The following is a 14,928-nucleotide window of genomic DNA, read 5'->3' as shown; positions in this document are numbered from 1 at the left end:
TGGCGGCGCCCCGCGTCCGGCCCTACGTGGGGCCCATGGCAGCCCACAAGAACAGGCTCGCGAGCGAGTCGTCGCCGTACCTCCTGCAGCACGCGCACAACCCGGTCGCGTGGTACCCGTGGGGCGCGGAGGCGCTCGATCTCGCTCGCCGAGAGGACAAGCCGATCCTCCTGTCCATCGGCTACGCCGCCTGCCACTGGTGCCACGTGATGGAGCGCGAGTCGTTCGAGGACGAGGCGATCGCCCGGCACATGAACGACCTCTTCGTGAACATCAAGGTCGACCGGGAAGAGCGGCCCGATCTCGATCACATCTACCAGCTCGTCGTGCAGCTCATGGGCCGGAGCGGCGGCTGGCCGCTGACGGTGTTCCTCACCCCGGACCAGCGCCCCTTCTTCGCGGGCACGTACTTCCCGCCGAAGGACGCGCTCGGCATGCCCGGCTTCCCGAAGGTGCTCGACAAGATCGCCGACGCCTTCAGGAACCGGCGCGACGACGTCGAGCAGCAGGCGCAGGAGATCACCGAGGCCATCGAGCGCGCGCAGCGCGCGCCGGCGCGCGCTGCAGCCGTCGTCGCGCCCGCGTCGTCGGATCTGCTCCGGCGCGCGTCGCGGCAGCTGCTCGCGCGCCTCGACCCCCGCCACGGCGGCATCGGATCGCGGCCGAAGTTCCCGAACACGATGGCGCTCGACGTGCTGCTCCGCCGCGGCGTGCTGGAGGGCGACCGCGTCGCGGCGGAGGGCGTCGAGCTCACGCTGGACAGGATGCGGGACGGCGGCATCTGGGATCACCTGCGCGGCGGCTTCCACCGCTACTCGACGGACGAGCGCTGGCTCGTGCCCCACTTCGAGAAGATGCTCTACGACAACGCGCTCCTCCTGCGCCTCTACGCCGACGGGTTCCGCGCGTTCAGGAAGCCGATCTACGCCGAGACGGCGCGCGAGATCGTCGGCTACCTGTTCGCCGAGATGCGCGACCCGGAGGGCGGCTTCTACGCGTCGCAGGACGCCGACTCGGAGGGGAGCGAGGGCAAGTTCTTCGTGTGGACGCTCGATCAGCTCCGCGACGCCGTCGGCGAGGATCGACTCGCGTACGACGTGGCCCGCCTCGTCTTCGGCATCACCGAGGAGGGCAACTTCGAGGAAAGCGGCGCGACGGTGCTCTCGCAGCACCGCACGCTCGAGCAGGCCGCGGCGGTCATCGACGAAGGCGCGGGAGGGGGCTCCTCGACCCACCTCGATCGGTGCCGCGAGGCGCTCGCGCGCGCCAGGGCCGCGATGCTCGCGGCGCGCGAGGCGAGGCCTCGACCGGCGCGCGACGACAAGGTGCTCGCGAGCTGGAACGGGCTGCTCATCGGGGCGCTCGCCGACGCGGGCCGCGCGCTGGACGAGCCCGCCTGGGTCGACGCCGCGGCGCGCGCCTTCGCGCTGCTCGAGCGGAAGCTCATCCGCGGCGGCCGCGTCGGCCGTTACCTCAAGGACGGCGCGCCCGCAGGCGCGAAGGGCGAGCGCGGCGGCTCCGGCGCGGCCCCGGGCGACGTCCGGCCAGGGTTCCTCGACGACCAGGCGTACCTCGGGAACGCGGCGCTCGATCTGTACGAGGCCACCTCCGACCCGCGCTACGTCGGCGTCGCGCGCGCGATCGCGGACGCGATGATCGCGCACCACTGGGACGAGGCCACGCCCGGGTTCTTCTTCACGCCGGACGACGGCGACGCGCTGATCGCGCGCACGCAGGACATCTACGACCAGGCCGCGCCCTCGGCCGCCTCGATGGCGGCGCTCCTCTGCCTTCGCCTCTCCGAGATCGCCGACGAGCGTTACCTCTCACCGGCGGAGCGGCAGCTGGAGGTCCTCGCGCCGACGGCGCTCGAGAACGCCTTCGGTCTCGGCCAGACCGTGTGCGTGCTCGACCGCCTGACGCGCGGCGCGGTGACGATCGTGGTGATCGGCGAGGCGGGCTCGACGGCGGCAGCCGAGCTCGCGCGCGAGGCGTTCAAGGCGTACCTGCCGAACCGGGCGATCGTGCTCGTGGATCCGGGTCGGCCTGAGAGCGCCGCGGCGGTGAAGGTCGTCGCCGAGGGCAAGCCCGCGCGCCCTGGCGAGGCGGTCGCCTACACGTGCCGCGGGCGGACGTGCTCGGCGCCCGTCACGACGCCGGCCGACCTCAAGGCGCTGCTGGGGTAACGCGGCACGCGCTGAGCTCGCACGGGCCGCGATCCGGGGCGCTCCTGCAGGTGCATCCGGACACCGGGCCCGGCGCGTGCGTCTGCGCGCATCCACGCCCGACGCCTTCGGCGCGGCCCTCGCTCGGCGCGCAGACCTCCACGTCGAGCCTCGAGTCGTCGTCGAAGTCCGTCACGAAGGTGCAGCTGCAGCGGTAGGGCGTGCCCTGCTCAGGGCGGCACGCCGACGAGAGCGCCACGCACAGCAGGGCTCCCGCGCGCGCCGCCCGGGCGGGCCATCTACGGCGTGACGGTGCCGCCACCCTTGTCGCCGCCGGCCTTGTTCCCACCCGTGTTGCTCTCGCGGATGTGGAACTCGACGCGCCGGTTCTTCTGGCGCCCGGCCTCGGTGCTGTTGTCCTCGATCGGCCGCTTCGGACCAAAGCCCGCCGCCGTGAGCCGCGCCGGATCGATGCCGCCCCGCTCGATCAGGTACGTCCTCACCGAGTGAGCGCGATCGTTCGAGAGCTTCTCGTTGAGCTGGTCCGAGCCCCGGTTGTCGGTGTGGCCCTCGATCGCGACGAGCGTGATCTCGGGGTTCACCTTGAGGAGCCGGACGACCTCGTCGAGGATGCTGTAGCTGTTCGGCAGGATCCTCGCGCTGCCGGTCGCGAACTGCACCTGCTTCAGGATCTGGATCTCGCTCGACCCCGTGATGCGACGGATGAACTGCGGGCAGCCGTTCTTCGTCGGCTCGGGGCTCGGCTGGCCCGGCTCCTTGGGGCAGGCGTCCTTCGCGTCCGGGATGCTGTCCTCGTCGGCGTCGTCCTCCGGGCAGCCGTCGGCGTCGTTGATCTTGTCGAAGTCCTCGGGCTGATCCGGGCACTTGTCGCTCGTGTCGGGGATGCCGTCGCCGTCGCGATCGGGCAGCGCCGGGCAGCCGTCGTCGGGGTTCGGCGGCTTGCCGTCCTCGGGATCGGTCGGGCAGAGATCGATGTCGTCCGGGAGCCCGTCCTTGTCCGTATCCGCGGCGCGCGGCGGGACCGCCTGGAAGCGCCTGCCGGGAGACACGGGCTCGACGTCCGAGATGCCGAACGAGTAGCCGATGGCCGCGACCATCCGGAAATCCGGCGCGTAGCCGCCCGACAGCCGCGTTCCGGCGCCGGCCCCGAGCCACCCCTTCTTGCGCTGATCGAGCGCGAGCCGCCCCTCGGCCATCCACTCCAGCGGCGTGTTGTCGCCCGTGAACGTCGTGCCCCGGCCGAGGCCCGTCGATCCGAAGATCTGCGCGCCGAGCCGCAGCGTCCCGTTCCGGAGCGGGAGGAAGCCGCCGATCCCCCACCTCCACTCGTTCGTCACGGCGAAGTCGTTGAGCGATGAGTACGGACGGAAGTGCACCCCGGTGTTCAGGACGAAGAACATCGACTTGAGATCGATCTCGCCGGAGAGCCCGATCATCGCGCTCGCGGCGTTGTCGCCCGAGAACGAGAGCTTGCTGCCGGTCGGCACCCACGCCGTCGCGTTGGCGCCCAGCTTGAAGAAGCGATCCTCGGTGCGGTACAGGATCGCCCGCCCGTCGAGCCGTATGTCCATGAGCGCGGCGGTCGAAGGGCTCGCCGCGTCCTCTGCGCCGGCGACGCTCGGGTCGTTCGTCGGGTTGCTCGTCTGGAGGGCGATGACCGGCAGCCCCACCTGGAACGAGAAGCGGTCGAGGAGCTCGACGCCCCCGTTGAAGTAGCCGATGAGCTGCGAGGACACCGGCGAGCCGTGTTCCCTGCTGAACCGCCCCGCGGCCTGCTCGTCGTTCAGCATGTTCTCGACCCGGAAGGGATTGAGGCCGAGCCCGAGCCCGAACTGCCCGAAGAAGCGCGTCTCCGGCGCCACCTGCGGTCGCCAGAGCGCGATCGAGTCGTCGGGAGCGCCGGCCATGTAGAGCCGGTCCAGGTAGAACGTTCTCGTCTGCGCGCTCACAGGGAGCGCGCTCAAGAACAAGGCTCCCGCCGCAGCAGCCCCCAGCGCGCGTCGCTTGACGCCCCGTGCGGGCGCGTGCTGCTTTTCCCCCTCATGTCCTCCGGTGCGCGTCAAATTCCCTCCTGTGACCCGCTTTCGAACGGCCGTCGCGGTCGATCGGAGGCTACACGCTAACCCAGGCGTCTAGAAAGGTGAGAGAGAACGGCGAACCCGGGCAAGGCGCGTACAAGGCGCGTACGTACAAGGCGCGGTAAAGGCGCGGTAAAGGCGCGGTGACCGCGCGTCACCACGTCATCCGGTGTTGACCTGAGCCGAACGTCATGCTTTCTTGCGCGCCCGCTTGACGTGCGGCCAGGATGCCGCCGTTCGCGGTCCAGACCGAGGGACCACCAGCCATGAAGCGCACCTACCAGCCCCATAACACCCGCCGCGCCCGGACCCACGGCTTCCGTGCGCGTATGGCGACCGCCGGCGGTCGCAAGGTCATCAACAACCGTCGCCGCAAGGGCCGCGCCCGGCTCTCGCCCACCATCTACAAGAAGTAACGCGGCGGTGATGGCGCCAGCGCACCCGCGCTCCTCGGCGTCCTCCTCCTCGTTCCCGCGCGAGCGCCGCATTCGCAGGCGGGCTGAATTCGTCCGCATCCAGAACGGTGGTCATCGCGTCAGCACCCGTCACCTGCTGATCCTCGTCGCGGCCCCCACCGAGGGCGCCGCTCGCGGCGGGGCCCCCCGCGGCGGCGACGTGAAGAGCGCAGCCGCGCCCGTCCCATCGGGGCCGTCTCGCCTGGGCCTCGTCGCCTCGCGCAAGGTGGGCGGCGCCGTGTCACGCAATCGCGCGAAGCGCCTGCTCAGGGAGGCGTTCCGGAGATTCCCGGAGCTCTTCCCGGAGCGCGTCGACATCGTGGTGATCCTCCGCACTGGCGCCGGCTCGCTCGGCCTCGATGACGTCCTCGCGGAGCTTCGGGGCGTGGTTCCGGTGCTCCGCCGCCGGGCGAGGGAGGCGCTCACCGCCGCGCCGCGCGCGCGAACGGAGCTCATGGCCGAGCGCAGCGCAGGCGATCCGCCAGCGCGCGCGCCAGACCAGACTGACCAGACCGACCAGGCCGACCCAACCGACAGCTAGAAGATGGCGGGGCATACCTTGCGCCGTGGTGCGCTGGGCCCCAAGCTCATCGCTCTCTCACGGCTCACCGCATGCTGGCGACGCTCCTCCTCGCGCTGATCCGCGCCTACCAGATGACGCTCTCCAGGCTCATCGTGGCGTTGATGGGCCCGGTCTGTCGGTTCGAGCCCTCCTGCTCGCGCTACGCCGCCGCCTGCATCGTGGACCACGGGGCGCTCCGGGGGAGCTTGCTTTCGCTCAAGCGACTGTGTAGGTGTCACCCGTTTCATCCAGGCGGGTTCGACCCTCCGCCGCCACCTCGTCTTCGCCGTGCCGCGGCTGCCCGGATGCCGCGGCAACGGGACGCTGACCCGCGGGATACGACACGCTGTTCGTCTACTGGCGCGGAGCTCGCCTCGCACGCCTCATCCCCTTGTCGAGCGGGCTTCAGCGGCCGGGTCACCCTCATGGACTAATCCCGCTCGGCCATCGACAAGGCCCCCTGCGGCACGGCGCACGACACACCGCGGAGCGAAGCCCGCACGGAGCGACCCTGGGCAGCCTCGTGAGGCGTCACGAGACGCCCGCAGCGAAGGGCGCGGCTCGAGATCCTGGGATCGACGAAGGACTTCATGGAACGCAGCAATATCGCCAAATGGCTGTTCCTCGGCCTCGCCATCATCCTGTTCTTCCAGTTCGGCAAGCCGCTCCTCTTCGGCCATAGCGCGCCGCAGCTGCAGCCGCTCGACGTCAACGACAGCACGGCCCCCGCCGAGCGCGCGCCCGCCGAGGCGTGCGTCATCGACGGAGATCGCTTCAAGGCGGAGCTGTCGACGCACGGCGGGTCGCTCCGGCACCTGTGGATGACGGACCCGAAGTACACGACGGGGAACGGCGAGCGCAGGCCGATGGACCTGGTCACGACCTCGCTCGAGTCGCGGATGCCTCTCAGGACGGATCTACGCCTGCCTGGTGGCAGCACGCCGCAGGTGCCGTTCGACGATCTCGACTGGAAGCTCTCGGCGCAGGACGGCAAGAGCTGCACGTTCACCTACGCCGACGACGCGACGAGGCTCACCAAGGTCGTCGCGGCCACGGGACGTCCCTTCGAGCTCTCGGTGCAGATGACGATCGAGAACCTCGCGCAGGAGCCGCGCAAGCACCGGCTCTCCGTCGAGCAGACGTCGTGGCGAACCCAGAAGGAGACGGAGGGCCACCTCGGCCTGATCTCGGAGTGGATCACCGAGACGGTCGCCGCGACCGACCAGAAGACCGAGCGTCAGCACCCCGACGCCTTCGAGCCCGGCGACTTCAAGGACCCGGAGTTCACCGCCGAGCGCTGGCGGCGCACCCCGGGCAACGCGCGGTTCGCCGCGGTCTCGAGCAGCTACTTCAGCAAGATCGCGATCCCGCTGGAAGGGCCGGGGCAGCCCACGGCCGAGACGCAGATCGAAGACATCTGGGATTCAACGAAGTTCCAGGACAAAGGCAAGGACCCGAACTTCGGGCACGTCTATCGCGCGCGGCTCGCCTATCCGGAGCAGGAGCTCGCGCCCGGCGGCGCGGTGACCTACAAGCTCCTGTCCTTCACCGGGCCGAAGGAGCGCGATCTGCTCGCCGCCGTCGACCACGGGGCGAGCGAGGTCATCAACCTCGGCTGGTTCTCGCCGATCGCGAAGCTCCTCGTCTCGTACCTCTATGTCCTCCACCGCGCCGTGGGCAGCTGGGGGTGGGCGATCGTCCTGCTCACCATCACCGTCCGGCTCCTGCTCTTCCCGCTGAGCATCCAGCAGATCAAGAGCGCCGCGGCGATGCGCAAGCTCAAGCCGGAGATGGATGAGATCAACGCGAGGTACAAGGACGACGCTGCCCAGCGCGGCGTGGCGATGCAGGAGCTCTGGCGCAAGAACAAGGTCGCGAACCCGGTCATCGGCTGCTTCCCGATGCTGCTCCAGATGCCGGTATGGTTCGCCCTCTACACCGCGCTCCAGACCGCGGTGGAGCTCTACCACACCCCGTTCGGCCCTGTGATTCCGGACCTGTCGGCCCCGGGGAAGTACTTCATCATTCCCATCGTCCTCGGCGGCTCGAGCTTCATCCAGCAGAGGCTCATGCCCCCGCAGGGCGACCCGGCGCAGCAGAAGATGATGATGTACCTGATGCCCGGCATCTTCACCGCGATGATGCTCTTCCTCCCGGCCGGCCTCGGCGTTTACATGTTGACGAACACCTGGCTCGGCATCGGGCAGCAGGTGCTCGTCGAGCGCTACCTGAAGGCGAAGAACGAGCGAGCCGGCGGCATCAAGGTGCGAGAGATCGCGAGCGCGGAGCCCCAATCCGCGATGAAGAAGACTCCGGGCGACGACGACAAGTCGGCCCCTGCTCTCGGAAAGGGAAAAGCACGTGTCCGTGGATAGTGAAGTTGCCGAAAGGGGAATCGACGCGGCGGACGTCGATGCCGAGGCGCAGGGCGCTGGCGACGCGGCCGAGTTCGAGGAGGACGGGCGCGCCGATATCGCGCTTGACTTCGTGATCGATGTGCTCGCGGCGATGGGCATGGACTGCACCGTCGACCTCCTCGAGAACGAGGAGGAGGATCCGCCCGAGGAGATCCGGCTCGAGATCGAGGGGAAGGACGCGGGCCGCGTGATCGGCAAGAAGGGGCAGACGCTCTCGGCGCTGCAGTTCCTCGCCAACCGCGTGATCAACCGGCCGGGCAAGAAGCGGCGTCATGTGATCATCGACGCCGAGGGCTACCGACAGCGGCGCGAGGACACGCTCTCTTCCATGGCGCGCAGGCTGGGCAAGCAGGCGGTCGAGGAGGGCAAGATCATCACCTTCGAGCCGATGAACCCGCAGGACCGCCGCGTCGTCCACCTCGCGCTGGCGAAGTTTCCCGGCGTCGTCACCAAGAGCGACGGCGAGGGAGAGGCCCGCCGCGTGCAAATCATCCCCGTCCGCCGCTGAGGCAGAAGGCCCGGCACGAAGCGCGCACCCAGCGCGCACGGGCACCAGGAGCGCGCATCAAGAGCGACTGCGCCGCTGCCAGCGTTGACACCGGATCGCCCGCATGCATAATGCCGCACCTCTCCGGTACCCCCCGGGGAGGTGCGCGGGCACGCGCTCGCGCCCATGTTCTGCGGAACCGCAACCGGGTTCCGTCTGCGTTCATCGCGTGAAGCACGAGGGCCGCGCGCGGCCCCCGCTCCGCCGGACGCAGTCCACGAACGGCGGCGGCCCTGCCCCCTTGAGCACGGGCACGGGACCGCGAAGACGGATCCCCGACCCTTTGAAGGATTGACCGACCATGCAGACCTCGAACATCCTCGCGAAGATCGAAGCTCCCCTGTTCCGCGAGGGGATCCCGGATTTCCGGGTCGGCGATACGGTGCGCGTCCACTACCGGATCGTCGAGGGCGAGAAGGAGCGCATCCAGGTGTTCCAGGGTGTCGTGCTGAAGCGCCACCGCGCCGGGGTCCGGAGCACCTTCACCGTGCGCAAGGTGAGCTTCACGGTCGGCGTCGAGCGCATGTTCCTCCTCCACAGCCCCCGCATTGACAAGGTCGAGATCGTCTCGCGTGGCGTGGTCCGCCGCTCGCGGCTCTTCTACCTGCGCAACCTGGCAGGCAAGGCCGCCCGCGTCCGCGACGCAAAGGATTGATCCCGCCGTCCGGCACCATCCATCCCGCGCGAGAGCGCTCCCGCAGAGCAGATGGCCAGGGGGGCAGCCGGCTCCCTGCTTCGATCGCGCGCGCAAGCATCCATGGCGCAGCGCGGAAGCGGCTGCGCGCTGGACGGTGACGTGTGCATGCGCGCGCACGCACCGCGTTGCCGGCCTGTAGCAAGGGTTCCCGCATACTTCTTCCTTGATCCTCGGCCGAGCGGCCACGGTATGCTCGCGGCGGCGGTGCCCCCGGCGCCGCGAAACCCGAGAAGGATCACCATGCTCTGTCCGCGTTGCGGTGCGCCCGCGACCCCCGCCGATAAATTCTGCGCTGTGTGCGCCTCGCCGCTCGCCCCGTCCGGGCCTGGAGCGTTCGGGGCTCCGCCTCCGCCGCCGCCTCCTCCTCCGCCGTTTCCTGCTCCGGGCTTCGGGGCGCCCCCCGAGCCTCCCCCGAACTATGGCTCACCGAGCGGCGGTTTTGGTCCGCCCCCGCCGGCGCCGTTCGGGGCTCCTCCAGGCTCGCCTCCCGGGTTCCCGCCGGCGCCCGACGGCGGCCCGGCCGGCTTCGGTCCGCCTCCGCCCTTCGGGCCGCAGCCGGGTGGCTACGGCGCGCCCCAGCCGCCCCCTCCTGTTCCGCTGAAGCCGCCGCCGTTCCCGCCGGAGCCGCCGATCTACGGCGCACCGGGCGGCGGCTATGGCTCGGCCCCGAGCTTCCCTGAGCAGCAGCAGGGCAGCTATCCCGGCCCTCCGCTCCCGCGGCCCGGCTTCGGCCCGCCCCCGCAGCCCGGGTTCGGTCCGCCTCCGCAGCCGCAGGGCGCGCGCTGCGTGCAGGGGCACGCGATCCCGGCGGGCGGCTCGTTCTGCATGGAGGGAGGCCACCCGATCGCCCTCGACGGCATCCAGATGAGCGGCGATCCCTTCAACCAGACGGCCTATGCGCCCAACCAGCAAGGGGCGTCCGCGCCGCCGCCGATGCCGCAGGCGAGCGGCAGCGGAGCCTACGGCGAGCCGCCGCAGCCACAGCAGAACCTCGCCCCGCCGGGCCCGCCGCCCGCGTACATCCCGCCTCCTCCCGCGGTGCGCGCGCCGACGCCGGCGCCGCCGAGGGCCGTGGGGCAGGAGAGCCGCCGCGCCCTCGCCGGCTTCCTCGTCAGCTTCCAGGACGACGCGCTCGGCAGGTTCTGGCCGCTCTGGCAAGGCAAGAACATCGTCGGCCGCGCCGAGACAGGGCAGAAGGTCGACATCGAGATAGCGCACGGCACGACCTCGACGCATCACGCGATGCTCGAGGTCGACGGCGGTCGGATCGTCCTCGCCGACCTCGGCTCCACCAATGGGACGTTCCACAACGAGGAGGCGATCGGCTTCCAGGGCCGGCGCGAGCTGCGCGATGGCGACAAGATCCGCTTCGGCGGGTTCAGCGTCATCCTGCTCAGCGTGGCCGCGCGGGCCTGACGGGCCCATCGCACGAGGAGAGGCGTTGCCGAGCCTGGCCCCCTTCCCCCGCGACGTTCGACCGGCACTTGGCGCCCCTGCCAGGCTGCGTGAAAACCAACCGGATAGCCGCCGCCAGCGCGCGGCGGCCGCCCCGCTCGCGCAGGGAGCGCTCCTCGGCTCCCTCGCGCCCGCTGGAGATCCCCACGCATGACTCCCTCTCATGACGCGACTCGCCCGATCCACTCCATGAGCGCCTCCGCCCGTCGCGGCAGGCGCGAGGGCAAGGCCCTGCGCTGCGCGAAGCTCCTCGCGCTCGCGGCCGCTGTCCTCGTGCTCCTCGCCGGACAGCGCCGCGCCGAGGCCGCGCCCGAAGCGCACCTGCTCCGCATCGACCCGCGCGCGAGCACCGTGGACGGCTCGCCCGTGCTCACGACCGTGCTCGAGGTCGTGCAGAACAAGCGCCTCAGCGACCTCACCCGCAACTGCGCCGCGCTCACGGGCAACGCGAACCTCGACTGCGTCGCCGACGCGATCGAGCAGCCGTCGGCGCTCTACTCGTCGTTCGACTTCCCGGACAAGAACGCGATCCTCTCCGTCACGGTCGACGGCACGGATCTGCCGGCGAAGTTCGAGTCGAAGGCGCGGTGGGGCGACAGCGCCGGTCAGCCGGGCGTCGGGACGGCGTGGCTCATCCTGATCGACGCCGCGTCGAGCATGGGTGCCCGCTTCGACGAGGCGAAGTCGGTCGCGAGCGCGTTCGTCAACGCGATGCAGCCGAACGACATCGTCGACGTGATGTTCTTCAACGATCGCGGCATCGTCGAGGACTCGAAGTGGGTGAGCAACAAGCAGGCGGCGGCGCAGGCGATCGCCGGCGTCGCGCGCACCTACCCGACGCAGGGCCGCACGCGCCCGCTCTTCACGATCATCAAGAACGCCGCGACCGACGCGTTCAAGGAGCTCGGCAACGCAGGTCAGGGCGTCCAGGTGCCGATGCACCAGGCGATGGTGGTCCTCTCGAACGGCTCCGCCGGCGCGGATCCCAGCTCGACCGCCGCCGCGTCGAACCTCCTCCGCGACTACCTGACGAAGGGGCGGTTCCCCGAGAACAACGACGTCCTGCCGAAGACGCCGGTGCCCGTCATCTCGATCTGGTTCCCGAGCCAGCTCGTCGAGGAGTTCACGGCGAACGCCCGCGAGTTCATGGAGGGCATGGCGAACACCGAGATCGGCGGCTTCTTCAGCGTGGTGCGCGACGGCCAGCAGCGGCGCGCGGCCAACATCGTCAACGCGATCCGCACCCGCTTCAACAAGATGCACATCGTGAAGTGGCGGGTCTCGTGCGTCGCGCCGAGCATCACGCAGACGTTCAAGCTCGCCTTCATCAACACGGATCCGCCGATCGCGGGCGACGCCACCTTCCAGAACGTCCCCGTGGGCATCGATCCGACCGCGTGGCCGCTCGACATCGATCGCGACGCGACCGACCGCGCGGCGAAGAAGACGCCGATCTATCCCGGCGGCACGGTCAAGATCTTCGGCAACTTCTGCTGGGGTGGCAACGCGCAGCGGGCAGAGATCTACATGGTTCCGAAGAACCAGGCGGCGCCGCAGTCGCTGCAGGGCGGGAACATCGAGGACGCGAAGAAGGCCCAGCGCACGCTGATCGAGGGCGGGATGCGCGGCAAGGCGGTCTCGGCCGGCGACAGCGTCGTCGAGTTCGAGCTCCCGGACACCGACAAGTTCCTCGTGGGCAAGGGCGACCAGACGACGGCGCGCCTCATCATCTACGACAACCAGGCGCGGCGGACGAGCGCGGTCACGGCCGACAAGATCCTCACGCTGAAGGCGAAGGAAGCGCCGCTGCCGTACTTGCTCATCGGGGGCGTGACCTTCGGCGGCGTCGTCATCGTGCTGCTCCTCGTCTCCATCTTCCGCGGCGGCGGGAAGCGGCGCGGCGGCACCGTGGCGGCCGCGCCCCCGAGGCCCATCGTGGCGGGGAGCGGGCCGCCTCCGCCTTACGCGCCCGCGCCGCCGCCCCCGGGCGACTTCGGCGGCTACGGCGGCGGCGGGCCGATGATGGGGCCCCCCATGGGCGGGGTCAGCCGGGCGACGCTCTCGGGCCCGGCGGGCATCTTCACCGTGCACCCCGGCGCCGAGGTGCGCGCGGGGCGCGACGGCGCGTCGTGCCTGATCGCGCTGTCGGAGCCGCGCGTGTCCGGCACCCATGCGAGCGTGAAGCTCGAGGCCGGCCAGCTGTTCGTGCGGGACGAGAACTCCAACAACGGGACCTACGTGAACGGCCAGCGAATCGCCGCGGCCGTGTGGACGCTCGTGCCGCCCGGCGCGTCGTTGCGGTTCGGCCCCGTCGAGTTCAGCGTCCGTTTGGAGTAGCGTGTCCGGGGCCCGTTCTCGCGCCCCGAGCGACGCCCACCCATGATGCCCCCGACCGAGTCCTCTCCCCACCTCAAGATCGAGTTCGCCCAGGCCAGCGATGCGGGTCGGGACCCGAACAAGCAGGTCAACGAGGATTCCTGCGGCTACGCCGAGACCCAGTTCGGTTACCTGTGCGTCCTGTGCGACGGCATGGGCGGCCACTATGGCGGCAGCGAGGCGAGCCGCACCGCCATCAAGACCATCTTCGAGATGATCGAGCACACGCCGGCCGCCGTGGGCCCGAGCGGCGCGCTCAAGGCCGCGATCGAGGAAGCAGGGCGCCGCGTCTACCAGCTGGGCGGGCCGCCGGAGAACCGCGTCCGGCCCGGCTCGACCGTCGTCGCGATGATCCTCCACGATCGCGGCGTCGATGTCGCGCACGTCGGCGACAGCCGCGCGTACGTGATCCGGAGCCACCAGATCTACCCCCTCACGCGCGACCACTCGATGGTGCAGGGGATGATCGACGCGGGCATGATCACGGAGGCGCAGGCGATCGGCCACCCCGACGCGAACAAGATCACACGCGCGCTCGGGATGAAGCCGGAGGTGGAGGTCGAGGTTCGACCCGAGCCGATGGAGCTCTACCCGGGAGACGTGCTGATCCAGTCGAGCGACGGGCTCACCGATCTCGTGCTCGCCGGCGACATCCTCGGGTGTACGCGGCAGGCGCTCGCGTCGGGCTCGGTCGATCACGCGTGCAGGATGCTCGTGCAGCTCGCGAACCACCGCGGCGGTCACGACAACATCACCGTGCAGATGGTCCGGGTGCTCGAGACGGGCAGCCGCTCGCTGACCATCGCGCACGGGCCGCCGGGGGCGGCTGGCCCCGGCGACGGCGCCGGCCCTGCGCGCGCTTCGCGCCCTCAGGAGACCGTCGCGATGACCCGGCCCGAGGCGGCGGCGCTCGGCCAGCAGCACGCCACGAGCACGCCGCTCCCCCACGGCCATGGCGCCCCTGCGGCCGCGAGCGGCGCGGCGGCCGCGGGAAAGGCGCCGGCGCCGTACCCGGCGTCCATCAACAATGCGATCACCGTGGTCCCTACGGGCTCCTCGGACACGCCGCGCCCCGCATCCATCAACAACGCGATCACCGTGGTCCCGGCGGGTTCCATCGGCACGCCCGGGCCGCGTCCAGCGTCCACCAGCAACGCGGTGACCTCGGTCTCGTCGGGCTCCGATGACGTGCCGGCCGTCGCGCCGACGGCCACGGACAACGTGCCGGTCGTCGCGCGGACGGCCACCGACAACGTGCCGGCCGTCGCACCGCGCGCTGCCGCTGCCGCCGCTGCCCATGGCGCGCCGGCGCTTCGTCCCACCGTCGACAGCACGCCGGCCGTGAGCCCCACGGCCACCGACGAGCTGCCTCCCGTGGCGCCAGCCGCCGCCCCCATCGCGCCGGCCGTGAGCCCCACGGCCGCCGACAGCGGGTCGCCCATGACGCCCACACCGATGGACTCCGCGCTGGCGCTTCCTCCAACCGTGCCAGGGGCCCATCCCCCGGTGGCTTACCCGAACGCGCCCGACGCACCCGCCGTGCTGTCTCCCCTCCCCCTGAGCGCTCCCGCGGCGGCTCCGATGGGCCGCGCCGCGCCACCCCAGCCTGGTTCGTTCGGGGCGCCGCCTCACCCAGGCGCCGCCTACGGCGCTCCGCCCCACCCTGGCGCCGCCTACGGCGCACCGCATCCTCCTGGCGCCCCCTACGGCGCACCGCACCCTCCTGGTGCCCCCTACGGTGCGCCGCCCCCTGCTGGCGCCGCATACGGCGCTCCAACTCACGTCGGAGCCGCCTATGGTGCGCCTCTTCAAGCGACCGAGCAGGACGTCCCGCCGCCTTCGGTGGCCTTCCCGGGGCACAACCCCGCAGCGCCCGGCGGTCCCCCTGTCGCCGCCGCCCCGCCCCCGCACCTCGCGCCCGCGCCGTTGCATGCTCACGCGTACGCCGCAACCGGCCCGCGCCCCGCGCCAGCACCGAGCTTCTCCGGACCCGTGTCGTCGTCTGGGGCATCAAGCGTGCCGACCACCGTGCGCGCCCCGCGTGGCGTCTACATCGCCCTCATCGCCTCGGCCGTGGCCGTGCTCCTCGTGCTGTTCGTCTTCCTTCTCTGGAAGCTCCTCGGCAGCTGAGCGCGGAACGGAAAGGCCGCCCCAC

Annotated in this window: 11 protein-coding genes; 10 read left to right on the top strand and 1 reads right to left on the bottom strand. The window is 71.0% G+C overall.

What is annotated here, in order from left to right; genetic code table 11:
• Positions 1-35: 35 nt before the first annotated feature.
• The gene (locus WMF14_RS14435) at positions 36-2,186 is read left to right on the top strand and encodes a thioredoxin domain-containing protein (protein WP_437801511.1); all 2,151 of its coding nucleotides are present in this window, start codon (positions 36-38) and stop codon (positions 2,184-2,186) included.
• A gap of 278 nt (positions 2,187-2,464) precedes the next feature.
• On the opposite strand, the gene WMF14_RS14430 is transcribed toward WMF14_RS14435, so the two are convergent.
• Positions 2,465-4,150, bottom strand: a complete 1,686-nt coding sequence (locus tag WMF14_RS14430; protein ID WP_437801510.1) for an OmpA family protein — start codon at positions 4,148-4,150, stop codon at positions 2,465-2,467.
• Positions 4,151-4,530: 380 nt separating this feature from the next.
• On the opposite strand from WMF14_RS14430, the gene rpmH reads away from it, so the two are divergent.
• From rpmH to WMF14_RS14385, 9 genes are all read left to right on the top strand, one after another.
• Positions 4,531-4,680 (top strand): 50S ribosomal protein L34, encoded by a 150-nt coding sequence (gene rpmH / locus WMF14_RS14425; protein ID WP_272103402.1) that lies wholly within the window; start codon positions 4,531-4,533, stop codon positions 4,678-4,680.
• 10 nt (positions 4,681-4,690) lie between these two features.
• The gene (rnpA, locus tag WMF14_RS14420) at positions 4,691-5,260 is read left to right on the top strand and encodes a ribonuclease P protein component (protein ID WP_437801509.1); all 570 of its coding nucleotides are present in this window, start codon (positions 4,691-4,693) and stop codon (positions 5,258-5,260) included.
• A 71-nt stretch (positions 5,261-5,331) separates the two neighbouring features.
• Positions 5,332-5,715, top strand: a complete 384-nt coding sequence (gene yidD / locus WMF14_RS14415; RefSeq protein ID WP_276598071.1) for a membrane protein insertion efficiency factor YidD — start codon at positions 5,332-5,334, stop codon at positions 5,713-5,715.
• 156 nt (positions 5,716-5,871) lie between these two features.
• Positions 5,872-7,656, top strand: a complete 1,785-nt coding sequence (gene yidC, locus WMF14_RS14410) for a membrane protein insertase YidC (RefSeq protein ID WP_437801508.1) — start codon at positions 5,872-5,874, stop codon at positions 7,654-7,656.
• Positions 7,649-8,206, top strand: a complete 558-nt coding sequence (locus WMF14_RS14405) for a protein jag (protein ID WP_272103397.1) — start codon at positions 7,649-7,651, stop codon at positions 8,204-8,206. The genes yidC and WMF14_RS14405 overlap by 8 nt, the downstream gene beginning before the upstream one ends.
• A gap of 340 nt (positions 8,207-8,546) precedes the next feature.
• Complete coding sequence (gene rplS, locus WMF14_RS14400; RefSeq protein ID WP_012235149.1) at positions 8,547-8,900, top strand: 50S ribosomal protein L19; 354 nt, start codon at positions 8,547-8,549, stop codon at positions 8,898-8,900.
• Between the two features lie 282 nt (positions 8,901-9,182).
• Entirely contained in the window at positions 9,183-10,358 is a 1,176-nt protein-coding gene (locus tag WMF14_RS14395; RefSeq protein WP_272103396.1) for an FHA domain-containing protein, read from the top strand.
• Positions 10,359-10,586: 228 nt separating this feature from the next.
• Positions 10,587-12,734, top strand: coding sequence for an FHA domain-containing protein (locus WMF14_RS14390; protein ID WP_437801507.1), 2,148 nt, complete (start codon positions 10,587-10,589; stop codon positions 12,732-12,734).
• A 42-nt stretch (positions 12,735-12,776) separates the two neighbouring features.
• Positions 12,777-14,903: a protein phosphatase 2C domain-containing protein gene (locus tag WMF14_RS14385; RefSeq protein WP_437801506.1), complete on the top strand. Its 2,127-nt coding sequence runs from the start codon at positions 12,777-12,779 to the stop codon at positions 14,901-14,903.
• Positions 14,904-14,928 lie beyond the last annotated feature (25 nt).

This window comes from Sorangium sp. So ce693, assembly GCF_051521375.1.
Taxonomy (GTDB): domain Bacteria; phylum Myxococcota_A; class Polyangia; order Polyangiales; family Polyangiaceae; genus Sorangium; species Sorangium atrum.
The sequence above is the reverse complement of the archived record's forward strand: the minus strand, read 5'-3'. Positions and strand labels throughout refer to the sequence as shown.